This window comes from Aquimarina sp. 433, from assembly GCF_054054605.1.
Genome location: NZ_JBSWZK010000004.1, coordinates 305,590 through 318,163, shown reverse-complemented (window position 1 = coordinate 318,163; position 12,574 = coordinate 305,590). Strand labels below are relative to the sequence as shown.

10 protein-coding genes and 3 tRNA genes are annotated in these 12,574 nt (G+C 32.3%); 6 read left to right on the top strand and 7 right to left on the bottom strand.

What is annotated here, in order from left to right; genetic code table 11:
* Positions 1 to 22: 22 nt before the first annotated feature.
* Both ACWNT5_RS10805 and ACWNT5_RS10800 read right to left on the bottom strand, forming a co-directional pair.
* Positions 23 to 736 carry a hypothetical protein gene (locus tag ACWNT5_RS10805; RefSeq protein WP_299600440.1) on the bottom strand — a complete coding sequence of 238 codons (714 nt, stop codon included), beginning with the start codon at positions 734 to 736 and terminating at the stop codon, positions 23 to 25.
* Between the two features lie 182 nt (positions 737 to 918).
* Entirely contained in the window at positions 919 to 2,145 is a 1,227-nt protein-coding gene (locus tag ACWNT5_RS10800) for a GTP-binding protein (protein WP_456517319.1), read from the bottom strand.
* Between the two features lie 165 nt (positions 2,146 to 2,310).
* On the opposite strand from ACWNT5_RS10800, the gene mog reads away from it, so the two are divergent.
* Both mog and ACWNT5_RS10790 read left to right on the top strand, forming a co-directional pair.
* Entirely contained in the window at positions 2,311 to 2,841 is a 531-nt protein-coding gene (gene mog, locus ACWNT5_RS10795; protein ID WP_299600444.1) for a molybdopterin adenylyltransferase, read from the top strand.
* Positions 2,842 to 3,053: 212 nt separating this feature from the next.
* Positions 3,054 to 3,272: a hypothetical protein gene (locus ACWNT5_RS10790; RefSeq protein WP_456517318.1), complete on the top strand. Its 219-nt coding sequence runs from the start codon at positions 3,054 to 3,056 to the stop codon at positions 3,270 to 3,272.
* A gap of 223 nt (positions 3,273 to 3,495) precedes the next feature.
* Here the strand turns inward: ACWNT5_RS10790 and ACWNT5_RS10785 are convergent, their stop codons facing one another.
* From ACWNT5_RS10785 to ACWNT5_RS10770, 4 genes are all read right to left on the bottom strand, one after another.
* Positions 3,496 to 3,906, bottom strand: coding sequence for an arsenate reductase family protein (locus ACWNT5_RS10785; RefSeq protein WP_456517317.1), 411 nt, complete (start codon positions 3,904 to 3,906; stop codon positions 3,496 to 3,498).
* Between the two features lie 238 nt (positions 3,907 to 4,144).
* A tRNA-Arg gene (locus ACWNT5_RS10780) sits at positions 4,145 to 4,218 on the bottom strand.
* Between the two features lie 23 nt (positions 4,219 to 4,241).
* Positions 4,242 to 4,316 (bottom strand) — tRNA-Pro (locus ACWNT5_RS10775).
* A 29-nt stretch (positions 4,317 to 4,345) separates the two neighbouring features.
* Positions 4,346 to 4,429: transfer RNA gene (locus ACWNT5_RS10770), tRNA-Ser, on the bottom strand.
* Between the two features lie 285 nt (positions 4,430 to 4,714).
* Between ACWNT5_RS10770 and ACWNT5_RS10765 the strand changes: the two genes are divergently transcribed.
* Both ACWNT5_RS10765 and ACWNT5_RS10760 read left to right on the top strand, forming a co-directional pair.
* Positions 4,715 to 6,310: a hypothetical protein gene (locus tag ACWNT5_RS10765; RefSeq protein ID WP_456517316.1), complete on the top strand. Its 1,596-nt coding sequence runs from the start codon at positions 4,715 to 4,717 to the stop codon at positions 6,308 to 6,310.
* 268 nt (positions 6,311 to 6,578) lie between these two features.
* Positions 6,579 to 8,273, top strand: a complete 1,695-nt coding sequence (locus ACWNT5_RS10760) for a hypothetical protein (RefSeq protein ID WP_456517315.1) — start codon at positions 6,579 to 6,581, stop codon at positions 8,271 to 8,273.
* Between the two features lie 79 nt (positions 8,274 to 8,352).
* On the opposite strand, the gene ACWNT5_RS10755 is transcribed toward ACWNT5_RS10760, so the two are convergent.
* Positions 8,353 to 9,594, bottom strand: coding sequence for an NAD(P)/FAD-dependent oxidoreductase (locus ACWNT5_RS10755; RefSeq protein ID WP_299600459.1), 1,242 nt, complete (start codon positions 9,592 to 9,594; stop codon positions 8,353 to 8,355).
* A 102-nt stretch (positions 9,595 to 9,696) separates the two neighbouring features.
* On the opposite strand from ACWNT5_RS10755, the gene ACWNT5_RS10750 reads away from it, so the two are divergent.
* Together ACWNT5_RS10750 and ACWNT5_RS10745 are read left to right on the top strand one after the other, a co-directional pair.
* Complete coding sequence (locus tag ACWNT5_RS10750) at positions 9,697 to 11,226, top strand: HAL/PAL/TAL family ammonia-lyase (protein WP_456517314.1); 1,530 nt, start codon at positions 9,697 to 9,699, stop codon at positions 11,224 to 11,226.
* Between the two features lie 100 nt (positions 11,227 to 11,326).
* Complete coding sequence (locus tag ACWNT5_RS10745) at positions 11,327 to 12,466, top strand: WG repeat-containing protein (RefSeq protein WP_456517313.1); 1,140 nt, start codon at positions 11,327 to 11,329, stop codon at positions 12,464 to 12,466.
* Positions 12,467 to 12,574 lie beyond the last annotated feature (108 nt).

The window sequence follows — 12,574 nt, the reverse complement described above, 5'->3', positions numbered from 1 at the left end:
AACTTGTGTCGAAGAAATAATATTATAAACTTTTAAGGTCTATTATTTCAAAGTTTTTAGCATCAAAATAATCATCTAAGCCATAATCCGTATTGATGATGATTCCTCCTAAAAGAGCAACTTTATCCACAGGAAATTCGTCCTTACATGTTTTTACATACTCATGAATTTTTTTATGAATAATTTCATAGGTTGCTTCCGTTATAGCTTTCTGTGGATTATCGCTATTAATAATGTCTTTTCTGTAAGGTAATAAGCTCTCTTCCAGCTTCATTTGCTGGTAATCATTTTCATTCAATACGGGTTGATAGTTCGAATCTTGAAGTCGACTAAGTGCTAACATTAGGGCTCCACAAGAATTTCCTGTTTCTTCTTGTCTAGGACGGTACATTTTTCCTAAATCACCATCTAAGGTTACTCCGATATGTGGTCCATAAAATATAAAGGCACTTCCTTCATCAGGAATATGGTGAGCAAAAGCGGTCATACCTGTCTGACCTACAAATGGGATTCCTCCAAGTCCTCCCATGATAAAGGGACCAAACAAAACATTAAAAAATGTTGTAGAAGGAATATTGATATCGTCTGAGCAAACGGATGTAGCCATTAAGACTTTTGAAATATCAAGTTTATGTTCATTTTGCATTTTTCCTAAATAATGTATAGAAGTGTCTTTTGCATCCTTAGCATTAGGATAATGCTGCTTTACAACTTGGTCAAATTTTCTTTGTAACATAATGATGATTTTATGATGATAATATCTAAGAGTGATAATGTTTTAATTACTCGTAAATATAAAAGATAATTTGTTAACGCAATTATATTGCATTAACAAATTATATAAAGAAATCATAAAATATTAGCGTTGTATTTTAAAGGTGTCAAGACTTTTAATAATGTCTATTGCCATTTAGGATTTTATAATGTTGGTTCTTGGTAGGTAGGGATTGGCCAATTGTCTTTTGCTAAAAACTGATTGTTTTTCCATTCGATAATTTCTTCTTCCGTAAGCAAACAAGAATCTAATAGTTCGGTTGTACCTGTAACATCTAGGTTTTGACCAATAAAAACAAGTTCAGTTTTGCGATCCCCAAAAACTGTATCCCATTCAGATTCAATCATTTCTTGGTTATTTACAAAAGCAGCGTAACCAATGCGATCAGTAAACGGCATAGAAGCCCACCAAACTCCTGCAGGATCTGTTTTTAAGGATCCTCCGGCCGAACCCCAAATAAGTGCTTGATTAGGTCTAGAAGCGAGCCAGAACAATCCTTTACTACGAATTATATTAGAAGGGAAGTGTTCCGTTGCAAAATCTAAAAATCGCTCTGGATGAAAAGGTTTACGACTTCGATATACAAAAGAACCTATTCCGTACTCTTCTGTTTCAGGAATATGTTCGTTTTCTAGTTCTTGTATCCATCCTGCAGATGCTTCTGCTTCATCGAAATCAAACAAACCAGTACCAATTACTTCGGATAAGGATATTTCTGAATTTTGAGTCGGAATAATTCGAGCCTTAGGGTTTAATTTATGAATGATGTCATATAAATTTCTTAATTCGGATTCGGTAACCAAATCAACTTTGTTTAATAAAATTACATTTGCAAATTCTACCTGATCCGTAAGAAGATTCACAATAGTTCTATCATCTCCCTCTATATTAGTAAGGTCTCTATCTGTTAAGTACTGAGGGCTAGAAAAGTCTTTTAGAAAATTAAAAGCATCTACCACTGTAACCATAGTATCAACATAACTAAATCGGCTTAAATCCAATTGTCCATCCTCACTAGCAAAACTGAAAGTTTGTGCCACTGGTATCGGTTCAGATATTCCTGTACTCTCGATAATTAAGTAGTCAAACCTATCCTCTTTAGCCAGTTTTTCAACCTCAATCATCAAATCTTCTCTTAATGTACAACAGATACAACCGTTGGACATTTCTACAAGTTTTTCTTCAGTTCTGGATAGTGTGTTTTCATTTTCTACAAGCTGTGCATCAATATTCACTTCGCTCATATCATTTACGATAACCGCAACTTTAAGACCTTCTTTGTTGTGTAAAATATGGTTTAATAAAGTGGTTTTTCCAGCTCCTAGAAACCCACTTAATACTGTAACAGGTAATTTCTTTGAAATATTCATCACTATAAAGACTAAAATTAAATATACTTGTGAGATCAAAGTTAGTAATAAAAACATAAATGCAACTATGTTGCTTTTAATGTTTTCTCTCCCCATTATTGCATCGAATTGAATAAATAGGTTAGAACGTATTGAGAAAACATTGCAAAAATCAAAATTATTTACATGAGTAAAATAAAAATCGGAATCCTTACCATATCAGATAGAGCTAGTCAGGGAGTTTATGAAGATATTTCTGGTAAAGAAATTATAAAGGTAATGAGTGAATATATTTCATCGGATTGGACTCCGTTGTATCAAGTAATTCCTGATGAACAACATCTTATCGAAGAAAAGCTAATTGCTTTCAGTGATGAGGAAGAGTGTTGTCTAATATTTACCACAGGAGGCACTGGACCAGCGCCAAGAGATGTTACGCCAGAAGCTACAGAAAATGTATGTAAAAAGATGATGCCAGGTTTTGGGGAGTTGATGCGACAAGAAAGTTTGCAATATGTTCCCACGGCAATTTTATCCAGACAAACAGCTGGAATTAGAAATAAAACATTAATTGTAAATCTTCCTGGCAAGCCTAAATCTATTAGAGAATGTGTACAAGCAGTCTTTCCTGCAATTCCTTATTGTTTAGAATTGATAGGGCATCCTTTTTTGGATACAAATGACGATCACATAAAAGTGTTTAGACCTAAAAAGTAATAACGGTTAAGATTTATGACTCCTTAATTCATATGAATATTTTCTTTTTTAATTAGGGGAAAATTCAACTTTTATATTATATTTATTTCAGAGCTTAAACATGATCCAAATCAATAATGCTAAAATCGTACTTATTGAATAGTGAATTAAAGACAATCAGGATTATTGTCTTTAAATGTTCAGAAATTAATTACTCTTAAAATAAATTTATTATGTTAAAATCACTTTTAGAATTAAAGAATGTCAGTAATCTAAGTAAGCTTGAGCAAAGATCAATAAATGGAGGTACTCCTTTGATACCTTTTCATTGTTGTGGTTTGCCTCATTATGAATGTGATCGTAATATAGGGTGTCAATGGGAAGGATCTTATTGTGGATTTAATGTTTCTCATGCCGTAGGATTGACTGGTTGTAGCGAAGAAGGTCAATAAAATAAAAATGAGACTATCTTTAAAATTGATAGTCTCATTTTATGGTAATATCATACTTGATTTACGTATTAATTATATGCTAAACCTTAACGCTAACAGGAATTCCGATACAAGAGATGACATTGTTGTTATTTCCCATAAATATAAATTTATGTGTTTACAAATTTAATGTATCTATGGAAGTTGTAAGGCATTAGTGTTTTTAAACTTTTGTTTTATAGGATTATTTTTCTGGATTCCTAGACACTCCAGCGCTGTCTGATTCCATGTGTTTTAGATAATCCGTTGGATTTTTTAAAAGATAAAATTCTTCTTTTTTAATTAAAATAGAAGGTTGTACGAGCTGAGGATTTTCTTCTAGTATTTTTAACCAATCATGAGTTTCAAGGCTAATATCTTCGCTATATAGGTTTTTAAAGTTAGGATGTTTTTTATCCACTAAATCTTGAATTTCGACATCTAATTTTTCTGCAATTTCTGTCCATTGTGTTCCTGTTATTTTTGTTTTTGATGTATCAATACTTCTTATCTCTTTTTTGGAGTTGATAGTATAAGCATACGTTTGTTTTCCAATAGATGTTTCCGAATTGTAAATTAAAGTGATTTGTTTTTTGTCAGTTGCAAATAATCCCATGATGATTTTGGTTTTTTCCAAAAGTAAGATGCATTTAATTGGCTTCTGAATCCTATTCCAATAAATATTAATTCATTTGATACATTGGAAGGAATATTTTTTACTAATCATGGACCATCTACGAATTACACTTTTTTTCTGGAACATTGATCATTAGAACTACTAAAAAGAATATAAACGAAATACATAAATAAGTAATCTAAACAAAAAAGCCTTACTAAAAAAGTAAGGCTTCTTGTGATCGCGACAGGATTCGAACCTGTGACCGTCTGCTTAGAAGGCAGATGCTCTATCCAGCTGAGCTACGCGACCAGTAAATTATGTTTTTCAAATTGTCGGGGTGGCAGGATTCGAACCTGCGACCTCCGCGTCCCAAACGCGGCGCGATAACCGGGCTACGCTACACCCCGAATTTTGAAAATAATACTCAAAATTAAAGCGGAGAGACTGGGATTCGAACCCAGGCAACACTTACGCGTTGACAGATTAGCAATCTGCTCCATTACCACTCTGGCACCTCTCCTAAATCAAATTTTGATTATGAACTCCACATTAATATTTCAAATGCGGATGCAAATGTAGCTTTTATGAATCTACAATGCAACATTTTTTTGTCATTATTTTCGTTTTATTTTCTGGATAATTTTAAAAAGTTGAAAATCAGTTTTTTTGTTTGGAATAATTTTTGAAAAATTAAGATGTTTATGATATCAAAGGATATAAATAGTGATTTCAATCTATAATCATATATTTGTGAAACACGACCCAAATACAATAACCTATGCGTTTTGATAAAAGAAAATTTACAATGAAAATAAAAGCCCTTCTAGTTTTTGTTCTACTAATTTCTGGATTTAGCTACGGTCAAAAACCTGTGCTTTCTGAAGATTTTAATTTTAAAATAGGAGAGAAGTATAAAAGGATTAAAAGTTTAAGTTCCTATTATATAGCTTCTGGAGAGCATATGGTGGCTATAAAAAAAGGAAGAAAGGATATGACCATTCAAAGATTTTCTTTGAAAGATCTCAAGGAAGATATCAAAAAAAGACAGGTAATTGAAGATAAAGGAGATTTTCAAACAGTCATGAATTTAAACGGTAAAGCAGTTGCCTTTTATACTGTTAAGGATAAAGCATTTGCACAGCGAATATCACTAACAGGGATTATTGCAGAAAAACCAATTTTAGTAGGTAGTGATAAAGATAATATTACCAATGATGTTGGATTTAAAAGTACATATGGCTTCGATGCAGGAGGAAGAATTAACAAATTCGTTTTTAAAAAGTCTTTCGATGGAACTAAATTATTAGTGCTATTTAGAGTAAAAACAGCAAATGATAAAGCGGATAAAATAGGAATTAGCGTTTATGACTCGAATTTAAAGTTGCTTTGGAGTAGAAAAGTTCGATTACCTTATACTAGTAAACGTATCGAAAATGAAGATTTTGCGATAGATAATGAAGGAAGTTTTTATATGACTGCCTCTATTTTTAATTCTGGCGCAGAAGAAAAAGATAAATTAGAAAACACCTATAGAACAGAGGTTTTTAAGATAAAGGAAAACCCCAAAGATATTATTAAAAGTAAGATAGAACTACCAGGTAAATCGATAATGGATGCTGTACTTGGTTTAGATAAGCAAGGTAAGGTCAGAGTTTCGGGTTTTTATGTAAATAATGATAATAAAATAGAAGCCTCAGGTTTATTTTCTGCAAGCTTAAATAATGAAGGAATTGTTTCTTCAATTACCAAAAGTGATATTCCAGCTGGTACTTTAGAACAGTATGCATTAAAAAGGGAAGAGCGTATTAATGAAGGAACACAAGATGAAAAAGATAAAAAGGATTTTGAAAATTTAAAAGTGAATGATGTTGTTTATAATGAAGATGGAAGCGCAGTAATACTAGGTGAACAGCGGTATGTTGAGTCCTTTACGACGTCTAGTTCTTCAGGATCCAGAACTACGTATAAATATTATTACAGAGATGTGATAGCTTCGAAAATTACTTCTGATGGTACTGTAGTTTGGTTTCATAGATTACCAAAATATCAAATTGGTGCTCGTGGAAAGAGAAGTATGTCATATCTTAATTTTAAAGATTCAGGTAAACATTATTTGTTCCATATCGATGATTTTACCAATCTTAAAAGATCTTTTGATGAGTATCCCACGAGATATTTTGATGGCAAAAAAGAATTCTTGTATCTAACATCATATACTATAGATGATGCTACTGGAGAAGTTATTAAAGAACCTATCTTAACAGGAAGTGATATTAGAAATTCCAGATTGGATAATCTAGAGGTTTATAAAGCAGCTGTTTTACCAAATCAAGATATGATTTTTGAAGCGTTTGATGGTAAAAAGAATAATTTATTGCTAAAAGTTTCGCTTGATAAATAGATTTTCGAAAACAGTTTATTGAATATTACAGGAGGGAGGAATAGATTTATTTCTCTCTTTTTTTTAAAAATAACTTCAAAATAAAATCATTTGAAATAGGTGTTTTACATGAATTTTTCAATAGCATAGTAACATTTGCTTTTGTTTTGATACTTACCATTAGAAATTTTAATAAAAACACAAAACTTCTAAAAAGTCAAGAATACGTTTCTGTAGTTTATAACGATACGCTTTCTTCTTGATTTAAAACAAATTGACAAAAATTAGTATGAAAAAAATCAACATTTTTTTATTAGTACTTATGATAAGTACATTTAATTTAATTGCACAAGATCCTAAACTATCCGAAAATTTTACCGTAGAAGTAGGTGAGGAATATGGAGAGACCGATGGTGGGATGAGAAACTTTTATAAGTATGACGGATATGTTGTGGGTATAAATAGACATAAGGATCACTTAATTATTCAGAAGTTTGATCCCAATACCTTAAAAGAGGTTGAACGAAAAGAGCATAAGAAATTCTTTAAAGAAAAGCGAAGAGAAGATTTTGAGAAAATTCTAAGACTAGGAGATAACGTACTGTTTTTTTACGCGCAATGGGATAGAAAAGCAAAAGTGGAGTCATTGGAGTATGAGGCTATATCTTTAAAGACCTTAGAAATAAGTGAATTCAAGGAGATTATTAGACAAGAAGGTAAAGTTGCTGGTGATTTTGCTTTTGTTCGTTCAGGTTTTTTTACGACTAAGGCTAAAACTTTAAATAAATATGAATATCGTACTTCTTATGACGAAGATCAATTATTACTAGAGTATCGATTAAAACCAAAATTTAGAGATGACTCTAAAAGCTATGATAGAATTTCTATCAATGTTTTTGATAAAGATCTTAATGTGATCTGGAATAACGTTGTAGAAATGCCTTACACTGAGAAAAAGATGGATAATGAAGATTTTGCGATTGATAAAGAAGGTAATTTTTTCATGTTAGCAAAAGTATATGAAGATGATACTACCAACGAAACTAAAAAGAAAAAACGGGGTAAAAAGGGAAAGAAAGATGCTAATTATCATTTAGAGATATTCAAAGTAAAAAAGGGAACAAATACTATTGTGAATAGTAAAATAGAAATTGGAGACAAATTGGTGGATGAGATTTTGTTATATGAAAATGCGCTAGGTGATATCGTTTTGTCGGGAACTTCTAAAAACCCCGATTCTGGAAAGGGGTTGCTTTTTGGAAAAAGAAGAGGGCAGGCAACAGGAATATTTACTGCTAAATTAGATAACGAAGGAGCTATTAGTGATTTTAATAGCTATGAGTTTCCTATCGAGATGTTAACCAAGTATGCAACTAAAAAGGAAAAAAAGAAGAATAAGAAAAAAGAAAATGATGAGGCTGAATCTCCAGCTTTTAATGGGCTTAAAATAAATACTATTGCAGCTAATGATGATGGTAGTTTCGTGATTTTGGGAGAACAGCGTTATATCGTAGCGAATACAAGAACTACGAGTACAGGTAGAACTAGTACTAGTTATGTACATTATTACAGAGATATTTTAGCTGCTAAAATTAATGTAGACGGTACTTTGGCTTGGATGCATAAATTACCAAAATTACAAGTAGGTAGAAGAGGAAAAAGAACTATGTCGTATACACATATGTTTGCAGGAGAGAATCATTATTTATTGTATTTAGATAATGTTAAAAACTTGAATTTACCTGAGGATAAAGTGCCTTATAAACATACAGACGGAAAAGGAGGGTATTTCACAGCGTATATTATTAATGATCAAACTGGAGAAGTGAAAAAAGAAGCAATTTTTAATACGAGAGATTTCAACGGGACAGAGTTAGAGCATTTCGAAACAGATAAAATATTTCCATTGTCTGATTCTGAAATTTTAATAGAAGGTTTTGAAGGAAGAAGTAAGGACTTTCTGGTTAAGGTGAAGGCTAAGTAGCATAACCTTATTTTATTTAAAAAATTAAAAAAGGAGGCACAATAGCCTCCTTTTTTATATATCTTAAAAAGCAGAATTGTTATTCTGCAACGTTTTCTTCCATTTCTATTAGTTTGGCAACATTTCTAACAATATGGTTGTGTTTTTTTACAAAAGGATTAGTTTGGTCCCAAACATATCCTGCTAATACCGCACATATTTGTTCTTTGAAATCTTCTCTTGGCTTATCATGGAAAATAATTTTCTGAAGATTTCCTGTGTACCATTCTTTTACGTAAGTAGAGAATACATCGACTCCACGTTTCATATGATCAACAAAATTTTCTTGCCAATCAACTTCTTCTCCGTTTAATTGTTTAATAGCTAGTTTAGCAGCTAACAAACCTGTTTCTGTAGCAAACGAAACCCCTGAAGAAAAAACAGGGTCTAAAAACTCTGCACTGTTACCAGTTAGTACAAAACCATCACCAAAAAGCTTGGTAACATTTTTAGAAATGTTCTCTACTTTATAAGGTTCAAAAAGATAGGGAACATCTTTAAACTGATCATAATAGTATGGCGAAGTTTTCATCATTTCTTGTAAAACTTCGGTCGTGTTGCCTTCAAACTTATTGATCCATTCCATCGGACCTACAAAACCAATACTAGTATTACCGTTAGAAAAAGGAATGTACCAGAACCATACTTCGGTTTCTATAATTTCAAATGTAATTGTAGTTCCTTCAACTCCTTCAGGTCTATTTACATCTTTTACTTGTGTAAAAATAGATCCGTGTTCGGCAATTTTTGGTGGTGCTTCTAATCCTAGTTGTCTGGCAATAACTCTACCAAAACCACTAGAGTCGATTATAAATTTGGCTTCAATTTCACTTTCTGAACCGTCTTTATGCTTTACAGTGGTTAAAGAATTTGTTCCGTCAAATTGGACATCAGTTACTTCGGTCTCGAAATCCACACTAACACCTTGTGAAATAGCTTCGTCTATAAGTGTTTTGTCGAAATGATCTCTAGGTACTTGCCAGGTCCAATCCCATCCTTCACCATGTTTTTTGCTAAAATCAAAAGAGCCTTTTACACCATCTTTTATAAAACGAGCACCATATTTCTTTTCGTACCCTTGTTTCATCAAACAATCGAGAAGTCCAGCTTCTTCAAAATTGTCCATACATCTGGGGATGAGACTTTCTCCCACCTGAAAACGTGGAAATTTTGTTTTTTCGACTACCTTAACGTTAATTCCATGTTTGTTAAGATATGCAGCACTTACACTGCCTGAAGGACCAGCGCCAATAACTAGTACATCTACATTTTCTTTTTTCATAATTTTCAAAGGTACATTAAATACATTACATTTGCCCTCGTAAAAATAAAGAGTAAACTTGAATTTTTTTACAAATATTGGAAAAAACTTACTAATTCGCGAATGCTAATATCAAAAGAAAGGTTAGAAATTAAAGATTTCCTTAGTGTAATTTTTAATGAAGAAAAGGTTACGATAGATGAATCCATTGTGAAAAGAGTGGAGGATAGCTATAAATTTTTAGAGAAATTTTCTGAAAATAAAGTTATTTACGGTGTTAATACTGGATTTGGTCCTATGGCTCAATATAAAATTGATGATAAAGATAGGATAGAATTACAATTTAACCTGATCAGAAGTCACTCATCAGGAACCGGAAAACCTATGGAACCTGCCTATGTTAAGGCTTTGATGTTAGCTAGACTAAACACGTTATCCTTAGGGAAATCTGGTGTAAATACTACCGTGATTAACGGGTTGAAAGATTTGATCAATCATGATGTAACGCCTTTAATTTTTGATCATGGAGGAGTTGGAGCAAGTGGAGATTTGGTGCAGTTAGCGCATTTAGCACTTGTACTGATTGGAGAAGGAGAGGTATTTTACAAAGGAGAAAGAAGAAATACAGAAGATGTGTTTAAAGAACTTGGACTGAAACCTATTGAAGTCAAGATTAGAGAGGGATTAGCACTGATGAATGGTACTTCGGCGATGACAGGTATAGGTATCGTTAATGTAATCAATGCTCAAAAATTATTGGATTGGTCTATAGTGTGTTCTTCAGCAATCAATGAAATAGTTCAAGCATACGATGATCATTTGTCAGAAGAGCTCAATCATAGTAAATTACATTTAGGACAACAGGATGTTGCTCGTATGATGAGAGAACATCTTTCGGATAGTAAACTTACAAGAGATCGTACGGAGCATTTATACTCTGGTCAGAATGGAGATACGTATTTCAAAGAGAAAGTACAAGAGTATTACTCGCTTAGATGTGTTCCGCAAATCTTAGGACCAGTTTGTGATACTATAAAACATGTTGGGAGAATTTTAATCGAAGAATTAAATTCTGCCAATGATAACCCAATTATTGATGTAGAGACAGAGCATGTGTATCATGGAGGTAATTTCCATGGAGACTATGTGTCTTTAGAGATGGATAAATTAAAACTGGTAGTAACAAAACTTTCTATGTTAGCGGAACGCCAATTAAATTATTTATTAAACTCTAAACTAAATGATATCTTACCACCTTTTGCGAATTTAGGAAAGTTAGGGTTTAATTTTGGAATGCAGGGAATTCAGTTTACGGCTGTTTCTACCACAGCAGAAAATCAAACGCTTTCTAATTCTATGTATGTGCATAGTATTCCTAACAATAATGACAATCAAGATATTGTGAGTATGGGTACAAATGCTGCTAATATGACTAAAACGGTTATAGAAAACACTTTTGAAGTACTTGCGATAGAATTGATGACTATTGTACAAGCTTTAGAATATCTGGATTTTGGTGATAAACTCTCAAGTAGAACACAAAAATTAGTGAAAGATATCAAAGCTATCGTTCCTCCGTTTGATAAAGACTATATTACATATCCTTTTGTACAGCAAGTTAAGGACTATCTAAAAGATAATAATGCGTATTAATTTATTTCATTAATATTTAATATATTTTACCATAAAGAAAAAAGCATGTTAACCTATGCTTTTTTATTTGTACTAAAAAATAAACCTTAAATATAAAATAATGAAAAAAGCATTTTTAATTACAGTAGCATTAGTATTTGGTTTACAGACAATATTCTCTCAGGAACTGGCAAAAGTTCGAGAAAATGGAAAATTCGGGTACATTAATAAAAAAGCTGAGTTCGTAATAACACCACAATTTAAAAAAGCGAATAGTTTTGCAGATGGTGTAGCTTTAGTTTTAGACGGAAAAAAATGGGGGTATATACTTCCTGATGGTAAATGGTTGTTAGAACCTCAGTTTAGTAAAGCGAAAGACTTTAATAGTGGAGTAGCTATGGTTCTTAAAGGTAAGAAGTGGGTTTATATAGATAAAGAAGGTAAGGAATTAGCTCTTTCAGATGCTGAAAAAATATATCCTTTTAAAGAAGGAGTGGCTTTTATTAAACAAGACAAGAAAGTAGGTTTAATGAACGCTAAAGGAGAAGTAATTGTAAAGCCAGAATATAAAACTATTAAAGGATTTCAGAATGGTTATGCTCGCTTTGCTAATCAGTCAGGTAAGTGGGGTATTATAGATAACAAAGGTAAAATAGTTATTAAAGCAGAGTATACTTCAATAGGAAACTACAGAAATGGTGTTGCAAGAGCCGAGAAAGGTGAAAAGAATTTTGGAATAGCATCCTCATCATCATTTAGTGCTGTTGAAGGAGCTGCTAAAATATGGGATTTTAGAGAGGGCGGAAAGTATACTATTGCCATGAAGGATGAAAAATATGGTTTCATAGATACATCAGGAAAATGGGTGTTAGAACCTCAGTTTGTAAAAGCAAAAGCTTTTCAAAATGGCTATGCGGGAGTTTTTGATGGTAACAAATGGGGCTTTATTGATACTAATGGTAAAGTAGTTGTGGAAAACAAATATGATGATGTTGATTATTTCGATAAAAACGGGATGGCTCCTGTGAAAATCGAAGAATGGGGATTTATAAATACAAAAGGTGATTTAGTGATAGAAACAAAGTACGGTATTACGGCTGGAAGTTTTGGTTTTTTATCAGGTAGAGTCCCTCAAAAAGGTTTTGTTGAAGGTTTAGCTCGAGTTAAACATGAGAAAAAATGGGGTTTTTTAACGCCAGATGGGAAGCTGTTAGGAGGTAAATGGTTTGAAAATGCAGAGCCTTTTGTAAATGTTAAGTAAAATTTCTAGTTTCCCAGCAACCTTAGACGATTGTTAAAGTTGTTGGGATTTTTTTAATATTGTTAATTATATCTTAATTTGGAATAATTGTTGTTTTTTTAGAATTTC

What these genes read in the sequence shown, in the direction of transcription:
- ACWNT5_RS10805 (WP_299600440.1), bottom strand. Translation starts at nt 736, where the DNA reads ATGTTACAAAGAAAATTTGACCAAGTTGTAAAGCAGCATTATCCTAAT.
- ACWNT5_RS10800 (WP_456517319.1), bottom strand. Translation starts at nt 2,145, where the DNA reads ATGAATATTTCAAAGAAATTACCTGTTACAGTATTAAGTGGGTTTCTA.
- mog (WP_299600444.1), top strand. Translation starts at nt 2,311, where the DNA reads ATGAGTAAAATAAAAATCGGAATCCTTACCATATCAGATAGAGCTAGT.
- ACWNT5_RS10790 (WP_456517318.1), top strand. Translation starts at nt 3,054, where the DNA reads ATGTTAAAATCACTTTTAGAATTAAAGAATGTCAGTAATCTAAGTAAG.
- ACWNT5_RS10785 (WP_456517317.1), bottom strand. Translation starts at nt 3,906, where the DNA reads ATGGGATTATTTGCAACTGACAAAAAACAAATCACTTTAATTTACAAT.
- ACWNT5_RS10765 (WP_456517316.1), top strand. Translation starts at nt 4,715, where the DNA reads ATGAAAATAAAAGCCCTTCTAGTTTTTGTTCTACTAATTTCTGGATTT.
- ACWNT5_RS10760 (WP_456517315.1), top strand. Translation starts at nt 6,579, where the DNA reads ATGAAAAAAATCAACATTTTTTTATTAGTACTTATGATAAGTACATTT.
- ACWNT5_RS10755 (WP_299600459.1), bottom strand. Translation starts at nt 9,594, where the DNA reads ATGAAAAAAGAAAATGTAGATGTACTAGTTATTGGCGCTGGTCCTTCA.
- ACWNT5_RS10750 (WP_456517314.1), top strand. Translation starts at nt 9,697, where the DNA reads ATGCTAATATCAAAAGAAAGGTTAGAAATTAAAGATTTCCTTAGTGTA.
- ACWNT5_RS10745 (WP_456517313.1), top strand. Translation starts at nt 11,327, where the DNA reads ATGAAAAAAGCATTTTTAATTACAGTAGCATTAGTATTTGGTTTACAG.